Below are 23,497 nucleotides of genomic sequence, written 5' to 3' on the forward strand. Positions count from 1 at the left end.
ATGATTCCCTGATATAATTTTAACATTTTCTTAGACAAGTTTTTTTGTTAAAATCATTAAAAAGACTAATTTGTTTTTGTCTATTTTCACAAAATGTTTTTAATCAATAGTCAAAAGATTATCAAAAGATTTATGATAAATCAATATGTAATTATTTTTATTAAAGAGGGATTTAATATGAACAAACCGATTCGAGATCCATTTAAGGAAAACTTTGACACGCTTGAAGAGTTTGCAGACCGTATTAGTGAAGTTTTACAATGCCCAATTACTATTGAAGATTCTAACCACCGTCTTTTGGCATATAGTACGCATGACGAACGGACAGATCAAGCCCGTATCGCAACAATAATTGGCCGACGTGTACCAGAGAAAGTAATTAATAACTTGTGGAAAGAAGGGATCATTCCTCAATTATTAAAAACAGATGACCCTATTCGCGTCGAAAATATCAATGAAATTGGATTGGGAAATCGCGTAGCTATTTCAATTTGGAAAAACGAAGAGGTGCTAGGTTTTATTTGGGCTGTAGAAGTCGATAAGGCCTTAAATGAAGAAGAGTTACTTCTATTAAAGAAAGCCGCTACGGTACTTCGCAATAAATTACTTCAGCTTCAAATTCGCAAGTACAAGCGTGAGGAACGCTCACAAGAGTTTTTTTGGAAGCTACTCACAGGACACATGGAGTCAAAAGAAGATATTACGCAAGCTTTTTATGATGCGCAAATTACTCCACCTACGTCTTTTTCGATTGCAGTATTTCGATTTCAGGAAGATATTACACCAGAAGCTGAACGTCAAATTTCTTATTTATTAAAAACCATGCACCGTTTGAAAATTATTCTATATACAATTGACTGCAATGATCTAATTTTGTTCCTTTCTTTAGATTCAATTTTAGCTCCATTAAAAGATCAGCATGAGTTTGTAACATTCTTTAAAGATACAATGGAGGAACGATTCTCAATTGAGCAAATTGAATCTAGCTTTAGCAGCATGTATTCTTCTTATGACCACATCGCCAAAAGCTACAATGAAGCACTAAACGTATTGGACATTAAGAAAAAGTTCCCAAAAGAAACAGCTCATATCGCGGGCTATCAAGAATTAGGTATCTATCAATTTTTAGACGTGCTGCTAGAAAAAAGAACGCAAGATCGCTTTGAAAATTACTCATTGGCTAAATTAAACGAGTACGATTTGCGCCACAACAGTAACTTAGTGGAAACACTCGAAGTATTTTTAGATTCGGATAATAACATTAACGATGCTGCTAAAGTATTAAATGTTCACATTAATACTTTAAGTTATCGTTTAAAGCGCATTTCAGAGATTGGTGATATTAACTTAAAGGATACAAACCAAAAAATTACGCTTTATTTAGATATTAAATTACAAAAGTATAAAAATCCTCCATCAAATTAAGTAACAGAGCCATTCTTCCTGAAGAATGGCTCTTTTCTTCAGATAGACCAAAAGACTCAAACTATGTCAGAACACCTAACAAATAATCAGAAAAATCTAAATAGTAACCGCTTCCATTTGTGTATTTTTACAAAATAATATGATTGATTTCTTTTTTCCTAACAAAGAAAAAGAAAAAAGTTTTTTATATACTGTACCTAGAAATAAGATTTCGTCTATTTTAAGGGAGGAAACATATTATGATTATTGGTGTACCAAAAGAGATTAAAAACAACGAAAACCGTGTAGCGATTACGCCTGCAGGAGTAGCATCATTTGTTGGTACAGGTCATCGCGTCTTAGTAGAAGCTGAAGCAGGAATCGGAAGTGGATTTACGAATGAAGACTACATGAAAGCTGGAGCAGAAATCATTGAATTAGCTGCTGACGTTTGGGCTCAAGCTGAAATGGTCATGAAAGTAAAAGAGCCTCTACCTAGCGAATATGATTATTTCCGCCCAGGTTTAATTTTATTTACTTATTTACACTTAGCTGCGGAGCCTGCTTTAGCACAAGCGCTTAAAGATAAAGGTGTCACAGCTATCGCATATGAAACAGTTGCAGTAAACAGAACGTTACCGTTATTAACACCAATGAGTGAAGTAGCAGGACGCATGGCTTCTCAAATCGGTGCTCAATTCCTACAAAAATCAAACGGTGGTAAAGGTATTCTATTAGCTGGCGTACCTGGAGTGAGTCGTGGCAAAGTAACGATTATCGGCGGCGGTGTTGTTGGAACAAATGCTGCTAAGTTAGCAATCGGACTTGGTGCAGATGTAACAATCATTGACCTAAGCCCTGAACGTCTTCGCCAATTAGACGATATTTTCGGCAATCAAATCAATACGCTGGTTTCAAACCCTTATAACATCGCCGATGCTGTTGCTCAAGCGGACTTATTAATTGGTGCTGTGTTAATTCCAGGTGCAAAAGCACCTAAACTTGTAACAGAAGAAATGGTACAAACAATGAAACCAGGGTCTGTGATTGTTGACGTAGCAATTGACCAAGGTGGTATTGTAGAAACAGTAGATCATATCACCACTCATGATCAACCAACGTACGAAAAGCACGGTGTAGTTCACTATGCTGTTGCTAATATGCCAGGTGCAGTACCTCGTACATCTACAATTGCTCTTACAAATGTAACTGTACCATACGCTTTACAAATTGCATCCAAAGGTGCTTATAAAGCAATTCAAGAAAACCCTGCACTTAAATTAGGTGTAAACGTAGCAAATGGCGCAATCACATATGAAGCAGTGGCACGCGACCTAGACTATGATTATGTACCAGTTGAAGTTGCCTTAAACAAAGAGTTAACTTCTATTTAATAAATTAAGGTCTCTCTATCTAGAGAGACCTTTGTTGTTTATAACAAATTATTCAAAGAAAACATCCCTCGTCTCTCACACTTCGCTATTTTTTCAAAAATTATATATTAGTAAAACATTATTATCTTTCATTGAATAGTTATTTTTGATTCAAAAAGTTTAATTTTGTAAATTGAATCTCTACTATAAAAGCGCTAGAATAAAAGAAAATAAGTAGCTTAGATCGAAGGAGGATTTTCCATGAGTATGAATAAAGTGCTTACAATTGCTGGTTCAGATACTAGTGGTGGTGCAGGCATCCAAGCGGATTTAAAAACATTTCAAGAGTTAGGTGTTTATGGCATGACTGCTCTTACTACAATTGTCACGATGGATCCAGAAAACGGCTGGTCACATAATGTTTTTCCACAGGAAACATCAACTGTCGAGAAGCAGTTAGATACCATTGTAAAAGGGGTAGGTGTGCAAGCTCTTAAAACAGGTATGCTTGGCTCAGTCGAAATTATTGAGCTAGCAGCAAAGACTATTGATGAGCATGCTCTTAAAAATGTAGTAATTGATCCTGTTATGGTTTGTAAAGGAGAAGATGAAGTACTACACCCAGAAACAGCAGTTAGTCTACGCGATGTATTAGTACCAAGAGCAACGGTTGTTACTCCAAACTTATTTGAGGCAGGACAATTAAGCGGCATTGGATCAATTAAGACAATTGAAGAAATGAAAAAAGCTGCGAAAGAAATCCATAGTTTAGGTGCACAGTTTGTATTAGTTAAAGGTGGAAGTAAATTAAATCATGATAAGGCTGTAGATGTTCTATACGACGGTGAAACGTTCGAACTGTTAGAGTCTGAACTAATTCAAACGACTTTTACTCATGGAGCTGGCTGCACATATTCTGCAGCAATTACGGCGGAATTAGCTAAAGGGAATGATGTGAAATCAGCTATTTATACAGCTAAAGAATTTATTACCGAAGCAATTCGCCACTCTTTCCCATTAAATCAATACGTAGGGCCAACAAATCATGGCGCTTATCGCCGTAAAAACGAGTTAATAACAAATTAAAAGCACGCGTAAGCGTGCTTTTTTTATACGGGCTTGAATATGCTTTGAATTGCTTCAGCTACACCGTGTTCATCGTTTGTTTTTGTCACGACATGAGCATGACGCTTTATTTCTTCGGGTGCATTGCCCATTGCAACGGCCATTCCTACTTTATGAAACATCGAAAGATCATTATAGTTATCCCCGATTGCCATTGTCTCTTGTAAAGAGATACCTCGACTTTTCACAAATTTCTCTAATGCAATTCCCTTTTGAGCTTCTTCACTATTCACTTCAATGTTTTCTTTACCTGAAGAGCTTACAGCAATGCCATGAAATGATTTTAGTTCTTCACGTGCACGTTTTAACTTCTCATCATCGAATGAAAAAGCCAACATTTTATAAATTAAGATACTTGAATCTTGAAATAGTGGTTCATACGCATCAATTAATTTTACTTTTCCTTCTTCAAATCGTTTTTTTGCTGCTTTTAGCAATTCATCATACTGATTTTTTAAGCTAGCACTCATATAGATATCCATTACAACAGAAAGTGCTTTATCATAGTCATTGGAGTATGTGCCATCACTTGTATAAACTTCAAAGTACAGCTCATGCTTGTTAAAAATTGCTTCAACAGCTTTAATTTTATCAAGGGTCATTCCAAAAGCTTCTAGCTTCTCACCTTTTTTATTTCTAACCTCTGCCCCGTTTGTACAAATAAGGAACGTCTCGATACCAGCTTCTTTTAATACATAAGAAGCTTCCTCATATGAACGCCCAGTTGCTACGATAACTTCCACACCTTCACGCTGTGCAGCTTTAATTGCTTCGCTGTTCTCTATACTAATTTGTTGTTCACTATTTACTAATGTTCCATCCATATCAGTGGCAACACATTTAATCATTCTGATTCCCCCTGCTGTGTTTTATTTTTAGGTTAACATGTTTTATTACCTAGTCTTTGACTTCTATGTAAACAATATAATAAGTATTTGTATAGATGACGTTACATTCAATCAATTAACGGTTTACAAACTTCTTGTTTACACTCTCAAACGTTAGTTCATGAGTAGAAGACACTTGCCAATCTGCTTGTTCCATTCCTTCGTGTAACCCTACTCCTATGGAAAACATATCAGTTTGCTTAATGGCGGTTAAGCCTGCAATTCCGTCCTCAATCGCAACACAGTTTCTAGAATGGATACCGATTGCTTTTGCTGCTGTTAAAAAAATTTCTGGATTTGGCTTCCCACGCTTTACGTCTCTACTGGTTACAACCTTATCAAAATAAGACCGCAATCCGATTTTTTCCAATACATACATCGCGTTTGAACTAGAAGATGCGATTGCAAGCTTGATTTCAGCTGCTTTTGCTTCTTTTATCAACTGAAAAATGCCAGGTAAGATTGCCTTTTCATCTAACGTTTCAATTAATGCTTGATAATGATGGTTTTTCTTTTCTGCTAATGCATGTATCTCTTCTTCCGAATAAACCTTGTCACTTTGTCTTACAATTTGCTTAACTGTCTCATAGCGGCTAATTCCCTGCATTTGTTGATTCCATTCTTGTGTAAAATAAACATTTGCCTCATCAGCAATCATTTTATTTGCTTGGTAGTAGAAGTTTATTGTATCAACAATTACACCATCTAAGTCAAAAATAAGCGCTTCAAACTGTACTTGCATATGAAATCTCCCCTTTTTAACTATGTATTTTTTTATCATATCGATTATTGAAATAAATTTCCTACTTTTATTTTTAAAAAAGTATTGCATTATGAAAGCCCTTTTATTAAAATAAGCTTATGCAAACGGTTGCACTGTTTATATTCGTTTCAGCTATAAAATAACTGTAAACGCACACAATATACTGAAAGCCCATACAATGGGGAGGGGAAATAGTCATGAAGAAATTCTTTTCATTTGATTTTTGGCAGAAGTTTGGTAAAGCATTATTAGTCGTTGTAGCTGTTATGCCAGCTGCAGGTATTATGATTTCACTTGGAAAGCTAGTTGGTATGACTGGTGGAGAAATGGCACTTGTGCAAACGATTGCCCGAGTTATGGAAGACATAGGTTGGGGTATTATCACAAACCTCCATATCTTGTTCGCTGTAGCTATCGGGGGATCTTGGGCAAAAGAACGTGCTGGTGGAGCATTTGCTGCGCTGATTGCCTTTGTATTAATTAACCGTATTACTGGTGCAATTTTTGGGGTTAATGCAGATATGTTAGCTGACCCAGAAGCAAAAATTACTTCTTTATTTGGACAAGAACTTATCGTAAAAGATTACTTTACATCTATCTTAGGTTCTCCTGCTTTAAACATGGGAGTATTTGTTGGTATTATCGCTGGTTTCCTTGGAGCCAACTTATTTAACAAGTATTACAACTACGATAAGTTACCTGAAGCTTTATCATTCTTTAATGGTAAACGCTTTGTACCATTTGTCGTAATTGGTGGATCAATTGTTACAGCAATTATCTTATCGATTGTATGGCCATTCATCCAAGGTGCTTTAAACAGCTTTGGGCAGTGGATCGCAACATCTCGTGACACAGCGCCAATCTTAGCTCCATTTGTTTTTGGTGCATTAGAACGTCTTTTATTACCTTTTGGTTTACATCATATGTTAACGGTTCCAATCAACTACACTGAACTTGGTGGAACGTATCAAATTTTAACAGGTTCTGGCGCTGGCTCAACAGTAGCTGGTCAAGATCCATTATGGTTAGCTTGGATTGCTGACTTAAACAACTTCCTAGCAGCTGGTGACACAGCTAGCTATCAACAATTATTAAATGAAGTAACGCCAGCTCGCTTTAAAGTTGGTCAAATGATTCTATCTTGTGCTGCGTTAATTGGTATTGCTTTTGCAATGTACCGCAACGTTGATGCAGATAAACGCAGAAAGTATAAATCAATGTTCTTCTCTGCTGCACTAGCTGTATTCTTAACTGGTGTTACAGAGCCAATCGAATTTATGTTCATGTTTGCTGCTCCAGTTCTTTATGTTGTATACGCAATCATGACAGGTATGGCATTTGCCATTGTTGATATTATTGATGTGCGTGTTCACGCATTCGGTGTTATTGAATTGATTACACGTACGCCAATGATTGTGAAAGCTGGATTATGGTTAGATTTAGTGAACTTTATTATCGCATGTCTTGTATTCTTTGGATTAAACTTTGCAGTAGCAAACTTTATGATTAAACGTTTCAACTTCCCTACTCCGGGACGTAACGGAAACTACATTGAAGATGAAGCTTCAACTAGCGGCACTTCAAACGTAAAAAGTGATTCTCTAGCACCTGTTATTATTGAATTATTAGGTGGTCAACAAAACATTGAAGATGTTGATGCTTGTATGACTCGCCTTCGCGTAACGGTAAAAGATACTAGCTCTGTAGCTACTGAAGCAGAATGGAAACAAAATGGCGCTCTAGGCTTAATCGTAAAAGACAAAGGGGTGCAAGCCATTTATGGTCCAAAAGCTGATGTTCTTAAATCCGATATCCAAGACTTATTAGGAGCGTGAACATGAAGCTACTCACTTTAAATTGCCATTCTTGGCAAGAAGAAAATCAGCTAGACAAGATTTCTTGTCTAGCTTCTGTAATTAAAGAAAAAGAATATGATGTAATTGCTCTACAAGAAGTTAGCCAGCACATTGAAGCTGCTTACGTAGACGATCACATTAAAGTGGATAATTATGGATACGTCCTATTGCAGGAATTAAAAAAATTAGGTGTTCATGATTATGAGCTTGTTTGGGATATTGCTCACATGGGATACGAAGTGTACGAAGAAGGTTTAGCGATTTTGACAAAACACCCTATTGTTGAAGAACATTCTTTCTTCATTTCAAAAACATCTGATGTGAATGATTGGAAAACAAGAAGAGTAGTCGGAGCAACAATTTCTTATAAAGACGAACTGCTATCATTTTACTCCTGTCATCTAGGCTGGTGGGAAGATGATAAAGAACCGTTTAAAGACCAGTTTGACTCTCTGTGGACTTCCGTAAAAAAAGATCATCCCTTTTTCTTGTTAGGTGACTTTAACAATAATGCTTTTATTCGAAACGAAGGATACGATTACATGAAAAAGCATCCTTTATATGATACCTATGACCTGGCTCTAAAAAAAGATGAAGGTGTTACGGTTGAAGGTAAAATTGCAGGCTGGGATGAAAATAAAGAAAAGCTTCGTATTGATTTAATCCTAACGAGCGATCCTTTCAAAGTAGCCCAATCTCAAGTTATTTTTAATGGCAACAATAAACCTGTTGTTTCAGATCACTTTGGCGTAGAAGTCATATTAACATAGTCAAGTTAAAAAAGCTGTTGGAGTCTAGACTTCAGCAGCTTTTCACATGGAATTATGGTTAATGCACATGATAATAACATGAACCTTGATTAAATCTTTGCTGTTTGTATAATACTTTGACATTTAAAAATATAAATATGCTATAATGTGTTGTTGTTAATACAAGAATTAATATTCCTTTTATTTACTTATCTAACATTTAATTCATGTATCAACGTAGTAAAAATACAAAATCAAAAGAAGATAGGTGCAGAATCAAAATGAAAATTTTGCTCATTTCTAATATGTATCCATCTAAAGATTTCCCTAGCTATGGTGTGTTTGTCAAAAATACTGAGCAAATATTACTTGATAATGGTTTTTCAGTAGACAAAGCTATCATGACGAAGCGAACAGGCAAATTTGGAAAGCTAGTTGGATATGCTTCGCATTATTTAAAAATAATAGCAAGTGGACTAACAAAGAAGTATGACTATCTTTACGTGCATTATGCTTCTCATAATGCTCTACCCCTGCTTATTTTAAAAAAGTTAAATAAACGTGTGAAGATTGTAACAAACGTTCACGGTTCAGACGTCGTTCCTGAAGTGCCTTCACAAGAAAAATTTCAGCCAAGGGTTAAAGAGCTGTTACATCGTTCGCATAAAATTATCACTCCATCTCCTTACTACAAAGAATTAGTTCAGGAGAAATATGGAGTTACAACGCCTATTTACGTATTTCCTAGCGGAGGCGTTAATTTTAAATTATTTTATTCATTTTCTACTAAAGAAAAGGCTTATAAAGAGTTAAATTTAAGTGAAAAACAACGTTATATTGGGTGTGTAAGCCGTATTGATGTCGGTAAAGGTTGGGAATTTTATCTACAAGCCATTGCCCAGTTAGAAGCTGAACACCCTACGGATTATAAATACATTTATGTTGGTAGTGGAAAGGATGAACCAAAATTTAAGCAAATGGTTCAAGAATTAAATTTAGAAGATAAAATTATTCACTTTCCTTTGCTTCCACAATCCTCTTTAGCCCATGTTTATAATGTCATTGATGCATTTGTGTTTCCGACGATTCGGAAAGGAGAAAGCCTAGGTCTAGTTGGCTTAGAAGCAATGGCCTGTGGTGCTCCTGTAATTGGTAGCCGTATCGGCGGACTTAAAGACTACATTATAGATGGAAAAAACGGTCTTTTCTTTGAACCTGGTCAAGCAGGAGAGCTAAAGGAGAAATTGCGCCTGTTCATGGAATCATCTGCAGAACAGAAAGAAAACATGTCGTTACATGCTGTGAACACAGCCAAATTATACAGTGTAGATGAGATTTCTCAGCAACTACCAACAATTTTCTTTAATGAGGTGTAAGGATGAAAATCGCAGTTTTAATTCCTTGTTACAATGAAGAAGTAACAATTGGAAAAGTAATTGATGACTTTAAAAAAGAGTTACCCGAAGCTGATATTTACGTCTATGATAACAATTCAAAAGACAAAACGAGTGAAATTGCACTTGCTCACGGGGCTATTGTTAAGAAAGAATTAAAGCAAGGAAAAGGGAACGTGGTTCGATCGATGTTCCAAGATATAGATGCTGATTGTTATGTAATGGTTGATGGTGATGACACTTACCCAGCTGAGTTTGTTCATCAGCTCATTGAACCTATCAGAAACAAAGAAGCAAATATGACGATTGGTGACCGCCTTTCAAACGGTACGTATTTTGAAGAAAATAAACGTCCATTCCATAACTTTGGAAATAACCTAGTTCGCTCACTGATTAATAATCTATATAAAAGCAACATCACGGATATCATGACAGGTTACCGAGCTTACGACAAGCTGTTTGTGAAGTCTATTCCTGTTATGAGTCCTGGTTTTGAAATTGAGACAGAAATGAGCTTACATGCTCTGGACAAGCGCTTCCGCTTAAAAGAAATTCCAATCGATTATCGTGACCGTCCAGAAGGTAGTGAATCAAAGCTTAACACCTTCTCTGATGGATACAAAGTACTTAAAATGATTTTTACTCTATTCAAGGAGTACAAGCCGTTACAGTTTTTCTCACTTTGGACTCTACTATTCTTAGTAGCTGGATTAGCGGTAGGAACACCTGTTATTTATGAATTTTTCAAAACAGGCTTTATTACAAAGGTTCCTTCATCAATCCTAGCAACGGGCTTAATCCTGCTTGGTGTACTATCGTTTGTTTCTGGACTTATCCTAGATACAATTGCATCGTTAAACCGAAAGCAATATGAACTAGAATTAAATAAGAAGATTGAACAAATAAGGGAGTAATCACCGTGAATAAAAAACCTATTCTTTATTTAATAGCGACTGCTTTTGCACTGATAGGTATTTTTATTGGAGCCCCTGACGGAATAAGTTTTCCCTCTGTTTTCATGTTGTTAGTATTAGTAGGCATAAGCTCTATTTTTATTTATAAAAATAGAGCTTATGCTTCATTTACATCAATACAATGGCTCCTAATCGTAGCAGTTAGCTTTATCATACAGTTTTCTTTATTAAGTAACTTGCATATGACAGCATCCACTATCTTCAGCTTTATTCTTTATATTCTTGGAAGATGGGTGATTGCACTGGGATTTGTAATTGCTTGTGTAACAACCTTTAAAGCACATTTTAATCCAGATTCGTCTGTCAGTTATTCAAAAAAATATAAATGGATTATCGGAATTTGTATTTTAGGTATGAGCGCCTTTTATTGGCTAGCCTTTTTCCCAGGTGGAATGACGCCTGATTCTCTGGCTCAGTGGGAACAAGCACACACTCGTGAATTTAATGACTGGCATCCGATTATGATTACTTGGTTAATTATGATACTAACTCAAATATGGGATCACCCTGGAATGATTACGATTGTTCAAATCCTAGTCGTGTCTAGTATTTATGTATACACGTTTCACTTTCTCATTAAAAAGCAAGTTCCACCTATTGTTTTAGGAATTCTAACATTACTTGTATTATTAATACCAAGCTTTTTAATCTTTTCCATTATTATCTGGAAAGACATTCTATACAGCGCGTTTTTGCTATTTTTCACGGTAAATATCGCAAGAGTGTATTTATCAAACGGAGCATTTATTCAGTCTAAATATGGAATCTTTATGCTGCTTTTATCATCATTCGGTGTAGCCTTTTTTAGACATAATGGATTTCCTGTTTTTATCATTACATTCTTATGTTTAATCGTATTGTTCAGAAAATACTGGAAGCGTTTGGTTCCTTTATTTTTAGTCATTTTTATTTTACAAAAAATTATCACAGGTCCTGTCTTTAACTGGTTAGATGTTAAACCTTCGGATCCCAACGAAGCGCTATCGATTCCGACGCAACAAATTGCTAATATTATTGTTAATGATGGGGAGATGTCTAAAGCTGAGCGTGAATACTTTAACAACGTTCTCCCAATTGAACTTTGGAAAGAAAAATACAATCCATATAAAAGTGATCCCATTAAATTCACGTGGGAATATTACGACCGGGAATTTATTTTTCAAGACCTTGGTTTATATTTCAAAAATTACATCAGTATTGTTATGAAGAATCCTTATCTAGCAATGGAAGGATTTCTAAAACAAACGGCATTAGTATGGCAAACAACACCCTTTGAAGATGGCTATACCGACACGTATGTAACAAACGTATATTACGGAAATAAATTTGGACTTGAAAATACCGTAGTTTCACCGTTGATTACAAACACAGCAAAAGCATATTTGGAAGTCTTTAAAAGTCCTTCTTTATTTTTCTTATGGAAGCCTGCTTTTTATCACTGCGTTATCTTACTGTTTTCTCTTTTCTTCATTGCAAGAAAAGGAATCACGTCTTCCATTGTTTTATTTCCATGGCTATTAAATACGCTATCAGTACTAGCAGCGTTACCTGCACAAGACTTTCGCTACTTACTAGCAAGCGTATTTGTCAGCTTCTTCTTTGTCGGATTAGCTTTTGTTAGAAAAGGTGAAGAAGAGAGGGGTCAACTTTGACAAATAACGTACAATACAATAGAAAATTAGGCATTTTCTTAATTATTATTGCCTCAATGTTTACAGCCATTGGACAGCTTCTTTGGAAGTTGTCCAACGGTTCATTCAACATTATGTTAATTATTGGCTTCTTACTCTACGGTTGTGGAGCTATTTTTATGATTTTAGCGTTTAAATATGAAAGAGTTTCGCTCCTTCATCCCTTCTTAAGCTTAGGATATGTCATTAGTATTGCACTAGGCTTCTTTTTATTAAATGAAGCTGTTAGCTTTATAAAAGTGATTGGTACAGCAGTTATTATTATTGGGGTTCTATTGGTAGGTGGCCACGATGATTAGTATACCGATTTTACTCATTATGACTCTTCTAGGTTCCGTTGGAGCTGTCTTTTTCAAACAGATTTCTACAGCTTTGAGCGCTAAAAATAAGAAAATGGCTATTATCTATTTGATAGGTGGAGGCTCGTTCTACGGAATATCAGCACTTTTAAACGTATATGTTTTAACATTGTTACCCTACTCGGTTGTTTTTCCGTTAACATCTATTACTTATGTATGGACACTATTATTTGGCTACTTTTTGTTAAAAGAAAAAGTAACTGTCAAACAAATGATTGGATGTGCTCTTATCATTATTGGTTGTTTTATTATTGCTAATAGCTAAACAGCAAAAAGGCAGGAGTTTGAATTTATGAAAAGCTTAAAGATTGCAAGTATTTTATTACTTGTTTCAACATTATTTTTAAAGTTTTCCAGTATGATTCGAGATTTAGTAATCGCTAACTTCTTCGGTACAAGCTATATCGTAGATGCATATAACGCAGCGATGATTATTCCCAATGCATTTATTTTATTTATGCTTACGGGAATGAAAGATGCTTTTATCCCCAGCTACTTGAGCTATGAGAAAGAAGGAAAAGGGAAATCTCATCTTACAAACATCGTAAAATCTACGTTTTTCATTTGCTTAGCCATTTCTATTATAGGATCAATAGCAGCATTCTTTTACTTTCCTGCTAGTTACCCTAACTTTTCTAAAGCAGCGATTGATATTGGTATCTATACCGCGATTTTATATTTTTTGTCTCTTTCTTTGGTAGGGGTAAACGCGGTATACGAAGGTGTATTTGATGCTAACAGTCAATATTCCTTCTCCGTATTCTCTCAAACAGTTGTTGTGTTGTTTACCATCTTAAGCACCATTTTACTTCAGGGTGTAATGGGTGGATACGCAATTGCATTAGGGTATCTATTAGGGACTTTTGCTTCGTTTCTCATTAAAGTTGTGTACTTTAAACCAAAAAACTTGCTGCTATGGAAGCAGAAGATAGATAGAGAAGAAGTTAAAATCTTCTATAAAGTCTTTATACCTGTTGGGGTTACCATTATGGTGGGACAGATCAATTTAACAGTCAATTTCTTTTTTGCAGGGGCATTTGGAGAAGGTGTTATTTCTTACTTGAACTATGCGTTTCGACTTGTTAGTATTCCTCAAGCCATCTTTGGTGTTACCGTTGCGACAATTATCTACCCACTGATTGTAAAAGCTCTTAACGATAAAAATGAAGAACGTTTCAAAACAGGTATCGAAAAAGGGTTAACATTTATGTTGATGTTACTTGTTCCAACACTTGTCATTATGAGCTTTTATATGAAAGATATTGTTCAAATTGCTTATGAACGCGGTGCATTTGACGCTAATTCTACTTTAAAAACCACTGATGCATCCTATTATTACTTTGGATCCGTATTCTTTTATTCACTACAAGCAATTTTAGCAAAAGGTTTTTATTCATTAGGAAAAGGTCATGTTATTATGCGCATCGGGCTACTATCAATCCTGCTGAATATCATTTTCAACCTAACATTTACGCAATTTTTAGGTTACCAAGGTCTTGCACTTTCAATGTCTGTTGTAGGTTTTTTCTATACTGCCATTGTATTCATTATGCTAAACCGTCTTATAAATGGTTTCCACTTCCGCTATTTACTAACGGAAACCACAAAAATTTTAGTAGCTAGCATCCCCGTTATGATCGCTATGTACATCCTAAAAGATATACAGTTTGTAAACAATTTACATGTTCTGGTTCGATTTACGGTTGTATGCTTAGTGGGAGGTTTAGTATACTTAATATCGACGTTTATATTTAAAGTAGATGGAATTATGATGGTTTTACGCAAACGAAAACGTTAAATTTACTAAAACAGGAGATTACTATATGAAGAACGCATACTGGTTATTTTTTCTGTTTGTTGGTTTTATTTCAATACAGCCAATTATTGATATGCTAACAACATATATGATTTTAAATGTAGAAAGTCCTCTTTCAATCGGTGTAATCATCCGGTTCTTATATATGGTATTTGTGGGGATCATTTTACTGATATTTTTTAAAAAGTCCAAGTGGGCCAAATATTCAATTCTCTATTTAATTGTTTTTGCATTATTCCTGGGTGTTAACATTTACTTTAACAGTCAATGGAAAGATCCTTATTACTTAGCTCAGGAAATAAAGTTCTTTAATAAAGTTGTTTATATGAACGTAACGCTCTTAGGTGCTATTGTAGTCTTTACAATGTATCGCCAATCTGTAAATGTTTCAAAAGCTCTCAACAAAAACTTATTGATTGCTTCTCTTATTATCAGCATTGTGTTCATTGTAACCATGCTTACAGGAACAGCCCTAGAGAGTTATCAATATAATAAAACCGGATTCAAAGGCTGGTTTTATGCTGCTAACGAACTTGGAGCAATCGTTGCGCTACTGTTACCTTTAACACTTTTATTTGGATTAAAGAAAACGCAGTCCTTAAAGCAATTTTACTTTTGGATTCCATTTATCTTGCTTGCCATATCTTCAATTATGATTGGAACAAAAGTAGGGCTAGGAGCTGTCATTTTATCGTTAGGTGTTGCATTTGTTGTATTAGTAATGAAACTATTTGCAACAAAGCAACGCGCAGTGAAGTCTAATTTAATTATCTCGATTCTTTTATTAATAGTAGTTGGAGTAACAACTCCTATTTCTCCTGCTTTTACAAACACATATGCGCATATCGATTTACTAGAAAATAAAAAGAAAGAACAGCAGCCACAACAGCCTGAAGATGAAAGTACTACTGACAAGAAAAAGAAAAAGCGACAAAAGTTAGACAATAGCGATATTGAAAACTTAATCTTAAGTAGTCGTGAAGACTTTTTAGCTCACCATAAGGAACAGTATAAAGAGGCTCCTATCGCTCGTAAGCTTTTAGGAATGGGATATGCAGGGAATTACACAGAAGAACAACCACCAAAGATGATTGAAATGGACTTTTATGACCTTTTCTTCTCACTTGGTATTATCGGGTTTATCCTGTGGATTTTACCTCTTCTAATTATTGCTCTATACGTAGTAAAACGATTCATTAGCGAACCTTCACAGCTTTGGAATGAGTCATTTATGATGTATAGCACATCTGTTGTACTGGCGCTAGGTATTGCGTTTGTTGCTGGTCACGTCTTTACGGCACCCGCTGTAACTATTTATTTTGCTGTAACAGCGGCATACCTTGCTTGTATACACTTTTATAAATCAAATACATTAGATTAAATTAAAGCCGTTAGAGGTCTCCATCCTTTAACGGCTTTTTATAACCTTTACAGGTAAAACCGTCTTTTGTTATTTACCTTTGATCTATCCTTCCAAAACATTTTCCCTTCAAAAGTATTAAATTTATGTTAAGATTGTAAAGCTATTATTTTTTTGGGGGAATGCTTTATGTATCAACGCATCATTCAGTTTTTACCTACCTTTATCTTTTACCTATTCCTAACCATATTTTTATATGGGATAACAATAACTTTATCTACAGGCGACTTTAATCTCGCTTTTGATTGGGCGCAAATCCACACAGCATCTTTTATCGTACTTGTTAGCTTTATTTCTTTAATATTAAGCTATCTAACTTTTTGGGGGCTAGCCAAAAAAGAGCTAGTTACAAAGTTTGCCGAATCCAAACTTTATCACCTTGCTTCTGCATTTTTACTTGCAATCTTTATTGGTTTAGTAGGTGCCCTTCTGTTTCTTATCTATCATATTGATTTACATCAACCTGGTAAATCAATTGAGTGGATTCAAGAATATACAGACCGCTACTTATTAAGCTCCTTTATTCTTTCTCTATTAACTTTTGGAGTTATTGTTTTAGCAGGGGAAGTCTATATCGGTAGTGGAATTTCAATTTTATTGTTTTTTATTCTTTCCTTGACGAATTACTATAAAAAGATTTTTAGAAACGAACCAGTCTTCCCTAATGATTTTATTCAAATTACGCAACTAAAAGATGTTATACCAATGATTCGAGATTCCATCTCGCTCTCAACTACCATACTCGTGGTAATTGGCTTAATAGCCTTGCTTGTTCTATGGTTCCGTTCACCTAAGCTCAAAATTGATTGGAGAATTCGTATTATACTTATTGTTCCAATTGTTTTTATCTCCAAATCATTTCTGTTTTTTGAAGATACATTTGCGGCAAAGTACTATGAAAAATATTCAGCCATCATGCCGTGGAATCAGCAAAATAATTATTACTACAACGGCCCTGTTATTGGCATGATTTCTAACATCAAGACAAATATTCTAGAAGAGCCTGAGGATTACTCTGAAAAACGCGTCACAACCGTTATCGAGAATATGAAAAAAGAAGTAAAGCCATTCAATGGTGATTCTAAAGCAGACAAAAAGCCAAACATTGTCTTTATCATGAATGAATCTTTTTGGGATCCTACCAAGCTAAACCTTTCTTTTTCACACGATCCATTAGAGCATACAAAAGAGCTAATGAAGAAGTATCCTTCTGGGTCCATGCTCAGCCCTGCATTTGGTGGGGAAACAGCTAATGTAGAATTTGAAGCACTGACAAGCTATTCAATGGATACATTTAACCCTGGAGGTTTACCATTTCAACACATTTTGAGCAAAAAAGAATATCCTTCGTTTGCTTCTTATCTAAATCAATTAGGCTACTACACGGAAGCAATGCATCCAAATAATGGTATTATGTACATGCGCCAAAACGTCTATCCAAATCTAGGATTTGAAAAAAGTTTATTTATTGATGAAATGGACTTTACAGAAAAGGATAACGAGGGATTTGTTTCAGACGACTCAGTTGTTAATCAAGTTTTAGATACGTTAAAGAAATCAGATAAACCAGCGTTTATTCACGCCGTGACGATTGGAAATCACCTTCCGTATCCGACTACAAAGTATAGTGGCGAAAAAACGATATCTGTTGAAGGAGACAACTTATCTCCTGAAATAAAAAGCGAAATTGAAATTTATGCTGAAGGTATTAAGCAGTCCGATGAAGCTCTGAAAAAATTAGAAACTGAAATACAAAAACTTGATGAACCCACTCTAGTTGTATTTTGGGGAGATCATTTACCTGCTCTAGGTAAAAATCTTCAAGGCTATATAGAAGGCGGCTTTGGCAACACAGACGAATTTCAAAAATCAAAAGAATTTTATGAAACACCACTCTTATTCATGGCGAACTTTGATTTAAACATGGAGCAAGAATTAGGAACGATTAGTCCTATGTATTTTGCACCGATGATTGTAGATGAATTAAACTATCAGCCAACGCTATTTTATAGCTATTTATCAAAAATGAAAGAACATATTCCAGCTTTTCGTAAGCAAATTTATGTAAATGATGAAGGAGAAGTTGTTCACGAGACTTCTTCTTTAAAACGAGACGCTATTCAATTCATGAAGCAATACCAGCTTCTAGAGTTTGATACGTTATCTGGAAAGCAATATGGAAAAGAGTTGCTGTATAAATAAAAAAAGGTCTCTGATCTCCATTGATTTGTTTCAATGAGATTGGGGGACCTTTTTTCTTTATGGACGATATTTTGCTTTCACATTTAATTTCGATTGTCGAATAATTTGGTTAACTACTTCCGAGAATACAATTCCAATGGCAATTGATCCTGAAATCATAAATGCTTTTGCAGCTAAGCTGATTGCTGTATTATAATCATTTTCCACGAAATTTCGCATGGCGTCATATGCAATGCCACCAGGTACAAGTGGGATGATACCCGCAACTGTAAAAATAATAATAGGCATGCGATATACCTTTGCATAGATTTGACTAATAATTGCAATAAAAAATGCGGATGCTACTGTACTTGGCACTTCATCAATATTGTACATCGTCATTAAAAAGTAAATTAACCAGCCAATCATTCCAACAAAACCACATTTTAATAATGATTCACGTGGAACATTAAAAATAATACCGAATGCGGCAGAAGCGATGAAGCTTGTAATAATTTGCTCGATAATTGTCACATGCAGCCCTCCTTCTTATAACAATGTAAATACAACTGCAATTCCAGCACCAATTGCAAAAGCCGTTAAAAAAGCCTCAGCTCCCTTAGATAAGCCTGACAACAAATGTCCTGCCATTAAGTCCCGTACAGCATTTGTAATTAACAGCCCTGGGACCAGAGGCATAACCGAACCAATAATAATTTTATCAAGTTCACTTCCAACACCAATCGTAACAAATAGCAGTGAGAGCGTACCGATGGTTAGTGAAGCCGTAAACTCAGCAAAGAATTTAATTGGAATAATCCTATGGAAATAAACAAGTGTTAAAAACCCAAGCCCTCCTGCTAACATAGCTGGAATAAAATCTAACCACTGACCTTGAAACATGATTAAAAAACAGCCGCTTGAAATAGAAGCTGCCGCAAGCTGGACCCATAGAGGAAACGCAACGTTTGATTCTGCGATATTTTCTAAAGCATCATATGCTTCTTCTAATTGCAATTGACCTTGGCTGATTTGACGTGAAACGCTGTTAACTAATGTTACTTTCTTTAGATCTGTTGTACGTTCTGAAATACGTATAAGCTTTGTTTTGGTTGGCTCACTCGTCTCCAAAGAAAACATAATTCCCGTTGGAGTGACATAACTATGTGACGTTTTAATGCCAAATGAAGCAGCAATCCTCATCATTGTGTCTTCCACTCGATACGTTTCTGCTCCACTTTCCAACATGATTTTCCCTGCTAGTAAGCATACATCCATAATGTCATATCTATCTAATTTCTTTTCTTTCATCTTCTCACTCCAAACGTCTAAAGTCTGGTTTGTTTCTTACAGCATACAGTGTATAAGAAATAAAGGATGATACGCAATGCTTAATTAAAAAAAGTGTGGATTTCCCACACTTTTTTCTTAACGGACTTTTTGCTTTTGAGATAAAAACAACGTTCCTAGCTCTTTACCATTAATTAAATCGCGTAGGATAGCAGGGTCTTTTCCATTTGCTAAAATCACATTGATTCCTTCTAACGTAGCACGTTTCGCAGCCGTTAACTTTGTTACCATGCCGCCTGTTCCCACGGAGGACCCACTCCCTCCCGCAAACTCTTCTAGCTCTGGCGTAACTTTTTCAATAACTTTAATCAGCATCGAATTTTCATTTTTAGTTGGATCCGAGTCAAAGAAACCATCAATATCTGATAAGATAACTAGCAAATCAGCTTGAATAAGTACTGAAACAATAGCTGATAAATTATCGTTATCTCCAAAGCGTACAATATTCTCGATTTCATCAATTGCTACGGTATCATTCTCATTAACAATTGGAATGACACGATCTTCAATTAACTTTTCAAATGTATTGACCACGTTGCTTCGAACGTGTTCATCTTCAATAACATCTTTGGTTAGCAACACTTGCCCAACAATATGACTATATTCTCCGAAAAACTTACTATAAATATGCATTAATTCAGACTGTCCTACAGCTGCTGCTGCTTGCTTGTCACGAATTGACGTTGGTCGATTCGCTAACTTTAATTTCTTCACTCCCACCTGCACTGCACCCGATGTAACCAAAATCACTTCTTTTCCAGAATTCATTAAATCAGACAAAACACGTGTTAGTTTTTCGATGCGCGCTAAATGAATCTCTCCGTTATCATACGTCAAAGTTGATGTTCCTACTTTGACTACGATACGTTTACAGCTATGTAATTGATCTCGATACCCCATGCTGTTCATTCCTCCAAAAGCTTATAATTTTTAAAAATTATAGCAGACTTCATGAGAAAAGTCTTATGGTTTTTCATTACATGATACTTTCTATTTTTGAAATTATTACCTTTATACATGGTTTAGATAACACATATAGTAGGAATATAACTAGAAAACGGGTGTGAAGGGATGAGATGAATGGAACGTAATCACACAATGATTCAATTTTTTGAATGGCACTTGCCAGCTGATCAAAAACATTGGAATCGTTTAAGGGATATAGCACCTGAGTTAAAAGAAGCTGGCATTGATGCTGTTTGGATTCCTCCGGTTACAAAAGCATCTTCACCTGATGACAATGGTTATAGTGTCTATGACGTCTATGACTTAGGTGAATTTGAGCAAAAAGGAAGCACCGCTACAAAGTATGGAACAAAAGAGCAATTACATGAAGCAATTCAAGCGTGTCATGACCATGGAATCAGCGTGTATGTTGACATTGTCATGAACCACAAAGCAGGAGCTGATGAAACAGAGACCTTTCAAGTCATTGAAGTAGATGCTGATAATCGAAACAACGAGATATCTGAACCTTTTGATATTGAAGGATGGACTAAATTTACGTTTAATGGTCGAAACAGTCAATATTCCGATTTCCAATGGAATTTTGCACATTTTAATGGGACAGACTATGACGCTAAAGAAGACCGTACAGGCGTCTTTAAAATTCTTGGTGAAAATAAAAAATGGAATGAAGAGGTGGACCACGAGTTTGGAAATTATGATTACCTTATGTATGCCAACATTGATTACGACCATCCAGATGTTAAAAGGGAAATGATTTCCTGGGGAAAGTGGCTTGCAGAAACATTAAATTGTGACGGCTATCGACTAGATGCTATTAAGCATATCAACTATAACTTTATCAAAGAGTTTACAGCAGAAATTACGTCTCAGCAAGGAAACAATTTTTATTTTATAGGGGAATTTTGGCACCCTGACTTAGGAACAGCAGCAGACTTTTTAGATCATGTTGAACACGGTATTGATATTTTCGACGTTCCCCTTCACTACAAATTATATGAAGCTTCACAAAAAGGAAGAGATTTTGATTTACAAACAGTATTTGATGATACACTAGTCCAAACGCACCCATTAGATGTCGTTACCTTTGTGGATAATCATGATTCGCAGCCTAATGAGTCCCTTGAGTCATGGGTAGAAGACTGGTTTAAAGAATTAGCCTACGCCTTAATTCTTTTTAGAAAAGATGGGTATCCATGCGTATTTTATGGAGATTTCTTTGGCATTTCTGGGGACAACCCTATGGACGCAAAAAAAGAAATGCTTACAAAGCTTTTATCGGTGCGCTATCACAAAGCGTATGGAGACCAAGATGACTATTTTGATCACCCTAATACAATTGGTTGGGTTCGTCATGGAGAACCCTCTATTGAAGGATCTGGTTGTGCTATCGTTCTTTCAAACGGAGATGAAGGATATAAGAAAATGTTTGTAGGAAAAGAGCACGCCGGTAGTACTTGGGTTGATATGCTTGAAAAACGAGATGATCAGGTCATCATTGATGAGGATGGCTATGGTTCTTTCACGGTTAATGGTCAAAGTGTATCCGTCTGGATTAAGCAATAGAAAACGCTCATCTACAGCGTGTAGATGAGCATTTTTCATTTTTTCGCTTCATGCACTTTTAGTTTCTTGCCTTTGATACTTTTATTTTTTAATTCCTTCAATACAGCTGAACCTTTACCGTTTAAAATCTCAACATACGAATGGTTATCTTGGATGGTAATAATACCAATATCTTGAGCAGACATACCAGGCAATTTAGCGATGGTTCCCACAAAATCAACCGCACGAATTTTCTTTTTCTTACCGCCATTAAAATATAACTTCATAATATCTTGGTTAACTTTTTCACGCTTTTCTTCTCTTAGAACTACGGGTGCTTCCATTTTCTCTTGAAAAGCCGTTCTGTTGGCTTTTACTTGTTCAGCAGATGGCGGATTCGTTAACTCAATATCGGCTTGGCTGTATTCACGAATTTCTTCTAAGAATTTTTGTTCATAGGACGTCATAAACGTAATCGCTTTTCCTGACTTACCAGCACGGCCTGTTCTACCCGTACGATGCACGTACTTTTCTTTTTCAAGTGGGAAATCAAAGTTAATGACAAGCGTAATCTCTTCGACGTCAATTCCTCTAGCAGCAACGTCAGTGGCTACTAGGTAGCGAAATTCGCCTCGCTTAAAATCATCCATTACGTCAAAGCGATCTTCTTGAACCATCGCTCCGTGCAGTAAATCAGCAGAATAATCATGTTCGTCTAAGTACTGAAAAGCCTCTTTTACTCGTTCTTGTGTTCGGCAAAAAATGATGCAGCTATCCGGGTTTTCAGCAACGGTGACGTCTGCTAACAAGGAAAGCTTATTATTTTCCTCCACTTCCATCACATGATGTGTAATAAGCTGAGGGGCTTTTCCTACTGTTTCGATTTGGATACGTTCAGGATTGATCATATATTTTTTAGCTAAGCCTTCAATATCAGCTGGAAAGGTTGCAGAGAAAAGCATCGTAGTACGACTTTGTGGAAGTTTATCTAGAATGGCTGATACTTGATCAATAAACCCCATATTTAACATCTCATCCGCTTCGTCTAATACAACATATTTTAAACACTCAATCGATAACGTACCTTTTTCAATATGGTCTAAGACGCGACCAGGTGTCCCTACTACGATATGTGTTTTTTGTTTTAGCATAGTCTTTTGCTTCATAAAAGACTGTCGACCGTAGATGGCCACGCTATTAATACGCTTATAGCGACCAATGTTCTTCATTTCATCACTAACTTGTGCCGCTAGCTCACGAGTCGGTGTCAGTACTAATACTTGCGGTTTATTTTCAAGCCAATCTACTTTTTCACACAATGGAATGGCAAAGGACGCGGTTTTTCCGCTACCTGTTTGTGAGGTCACAATTACGTCTTGACCTTTTAATACCTTGGGGATAACACGTGCTTGAACCGGTGTTGGTTGGTTATATTCTAAGGCATCTAGCGCCTTTATAATTGAATCACTGATTGCATAATCAGTAAATATTGAACTGGACATATAGTTCCTCACTTTTTTATTATTTAACGTTTCTTGTTACATATAGAATTCACTTTATAAGCTTTTTTTAGTATAAACGATTTGAGAGAGAGAACAAACATAAAAAAACTTCGGCTACTTATGGCCGAAGCTTTTTCATATG

The 23,497-nt window shown here is 35.8% G+C and carries 20 protein-coding genes; 14 read left to right on the forward strand and 6 right to left on the reverse strand.

All coding sequences use genetic code 11. The annotated features are described in order from the left end of the window. Positions 1 to 177 precede the first annotated feature (177 nt). The 3 genes from EPL02_RS09590 to pdxK all read left to right on the forward strand — a co-directional run bounded on the left by EPL02_RS09590 (position 178) and on the right by pdxK (position 3,863). Positions 178 to 1,425, forward strand: coding sequence for a PucR family transcriptional regulator (locus tag EPL02_RS09590; protein ID WP_094910986.1), 1,248 nt, complete (start codon positions 178 to 180; stop codon positions 1,423 to 1,425). A 239-nt stretch (positions 1,426 to 1,664) separates the two neighbouring features. Further along, positions 1,665 to 2,798 (forward strand): alanine dehydrogenase, encoded by a 1,134-nt coding sequence (ald, locus tag EPL02_RS09595; protein ID WP_094910985.1) that lies wholly within the window; start codon positions 1,665 to 1,667, stop codon positions 2,796 to 2,798. Positions 2,799 to 3,038: 240 nt separating this feature from the next. Further along, positions 3,039 to 3,863, forward strand: coding sequence for a pyridoxine/pyridoxal/pyridoxamine kinase (pdxK, locus tag EPL02_RS09600; protein ID WP_094910984.1), 825 nt, complete (start codon positions 3,039 to 3,041; stop codon positions 3,861 to 3,863). A gap of 23 nt (positions 3,864 to 3,886) precedes the next feature. Here pdxK and EPL02_RS09605 read toward each other — a convergent pair whose 3' ends face one another. Then, complete coding sequence (locus EPL02_RS09605; protein ID WP_094910983.1) at positions 3,887 to 4,750, reverse strand: Cof-type HAD-IIB family hydrolase; 864 nt, start codon at positions 4,748 to 4,750, stop codon at positions 3,887 to 3,889. Positions 4,751 to 4,865: 115 nt separating this feature from the next. Continuing rightward, on the reverse strand, positions 4,866 to 5,531 hold the full coding sequence (pgmB, locus tag EPL02_RS09610; RefSeq protein ID WP_094910982.1) for a beta-phosphoglucomutase: 666 nt from the start codon (positions 5,529 to 5,531) through the stop codon (positions 4,866 to 4,868). 218 nt (positions 5,532 to 5,749) lie between these two features. On the opposite strand from pgmB, the gene EPL02_RS09615 reads away from it, so the two are divergent. From EPL02_RS09615 to EPL02_RS09660, 10 genes are all read left to right on the forward strand, one after another. Further along, positions 5,750 to 7,387, forward strand: a complete 1,638-nt coding sequence (locus tag EPL02_RS09615) for a PTS transporter subunit IIBC (RefSeq protein WP_094910981.1) — start codon at positions 5,750 to 5,752, stop codon at positions 7,385 to 7,387. 2 nt (positions 7,388 to 7,389) lie between these two features. Beyond that, entirely contained in the window at positions 7,390 to 8,178 is a 789-nt protein-coding gene (locus EPL02_RS09620) for an endonuclease/exonuclease/phosphatase family protein (RefSeq protein WP_131887550.1), read from the forward strand. A gap of 260 nt (positions 8,179 to 8,438) precedes the next feature. Next, positions 8,439 to 9,533 (forward strand): glycosyltransferase, encoded by a 1,095-nt coding sequence (locus EPL02_RS09625; protein ID WP_131887551.1) that lies wholly within the window; start codon positions 8,439 to 8,441, stop codon positions 9,531 to 9,533. Between the two features lie 2 nt (positions 9,534 to 9,535). Continuing rightward, positions 9,536 to 10,465, forward strand: a complete 930-nt coding sequence (locus EPL02_RS09630) for a glycosyltransferase family 2 protein (protein ID WP_094910978.1) — start codon at positions 9,536 to 9,538, stop codon at positions 10,463 to 10,465. 5 nt (positions 10,466 to 10,470) lie between these two features. Next, the gene (locus EPL02_RS09635; protein WP_286175386.1) at positions 10,471 to 12,177 is read left to right on the forward strand and encodes a DUF6020 family protein; all 1,707 of its coding nucleotides are present in this window, start codon (positions 10,471 to 10,473) and stop codon (positions 12,175 to 12,177) included. Next, on the forward strand, positions 12,174 to 12,515 hold the full coding sequence (locus EPL02_RS09640; protein ID WP_247600547.1) for a DMT family transporter: 342 nt from the start codon (positions 12,174 to 12,176) through the stop codon (positions 12,513 to 12,515). Before EPL02_RS09635 ends, EPL02_RS09640 begins: the two co-directional genes overlap by 4 nt. Beyond that, positions 12,508 to 12,840, forward strand: a complete 333-nt coding sequence (locus EPL02_RS09645) for an EamA family transporter (RefSeq protein ID WP_094910976.1) — start codon at positions 12,508 to 12,510, stop codon at positions 12,838 to 12,840. The genes EPL02_RS09640 and EPL02_RS09645 overlap by 8 nt, the downstream gene beginning before the upstream one ends. A gap of 27 nt (positions 12,841 to 12,867) precedes the next feature. Beyond that, positions 12,868 to 14,373: a murein biosynthesis integral membrane protein MurJ gene (murJ, locus tag EPL02_RS09650; protein WP_131887553.1), complete on the forward strand. Its 1,506-nt coding sequence runs from the start codon at positions 12,868 to 12,870 to the stop codon at positions 14,371 to 14,373. A 25-nt stretch (positions 14,374 to 14,398) separates the two neighbouring features. Then, on the forward strand, positions 14,399 to 15,772 hold the full coding sequence (locus tag EPL02_RS09655; RefSeq protein WP_131887554.1) for an O-antigen ligase family protein: 1,374 nt from the start codon (positions 14,399 to 14,401) through the stop codon (positions 15,770 to 15,772). A gap of 168 nt (positions 15,773 to 15,940) precedes the next feature. Then, positions 15,941 to 18,013, forward strand: a complete 2,073-nt coding sequence (locus tag EPL02_RS09660) for an alkaline phosphatase family protein (protein WP_131887555.1) — start codon at positions 15,941 to 15,943, stop codon at positions 18,011 to 18,013. Positions 18,014 to 18,070: 57 nt separating this feature from the next. Here the strand turns inward: EPL02_RS09660 and EPL02_RS09665 are convergent, their stop codons facing one another. The 3 genes from EPL02_RS09665 to proB all read right to left on the reverse strand — a co-directional run bounded on the left by EPL02_RS09665 (position 18,071) and on the right by proB (position 20,242). Beyond that, positions 18,071 to 18,526: a threonine/serine exporter family protein gene (locus tag EPL02_RS09665; RefSeq protein WP_025910424.1), complete on the reverse strand. Its 456-nt coding sequence runs from the start codon at positions 18,524 to 18,526 to the stop codon at positions 18,071 to 18,073. Between the two features lie 15 nt (positions 18,527 to 18,541). Beyond that, positions 18,542 to 19,303, reverse strand: coding sequence for a threonine/serine exporter family protein (locus tag EPL02_RS09670; protein ID WP_094910972.1), 762 nt, complete (start codon positions 19,301 to 19,303; stop codon positions 18,542 to 18,544). Positions 19,304 to 19,420: 117 nt separating this feature from the next. After that, a complete protein-coding gene (proB, locus tag EPL02_RS09675) occupies positions 19,421 to 20,242 on the reverse strand; it encodes a glutamate 5-kinase (protein WP_094910971.1) in 822 nt (273 codons plus the stop codon). 180 nt (positions 20,243 to 20,422) lie between these two features. Between proB and EPL02_RS09680 the strand changes: the two genes are divergently transcribed. Further along, positions 20,423 to 21,874 (forward strand): alpha-amylase, encoded by a 1,452-nt coding sequence (locus EPL02_RS09680; RefSeq protein WP_131887556.1) that lies wholly within the window; start codon positions 20,423 to 20,425, stop codon positions 21,872 to 21,874. Between the two features lie 35 nt (positions 21,875 to 21,909). Here EPL02_RS09680 and EPL02_RS09685 read toward each other — a convergent pair whose 3' ends face one another. Continuing rightward, complete coding sequence (locus tag EPL02_RS09685; RefSeq protein WP_131887557.1) at positions 21,910 to 23,355, reverse strand: DEAD/DEAH box helicase; 1,446 nt, start codon at positions 23,353 to 23,355, stop codon at positions 21,910 to 21,912. Positions 23,356 to 23,497 lie beyond the last annotated feature (142 nt).

Source organism: Bacillus sp. CBEL-1 (genome assembly GCF_004348885.1).
GTDB classification, from domain to species: domain Bacteria; phylum Bacillota; class Bacilli; order Bacillales; family Bacillaceae_H; genus Priestia; species Priestia aryabhattai_A.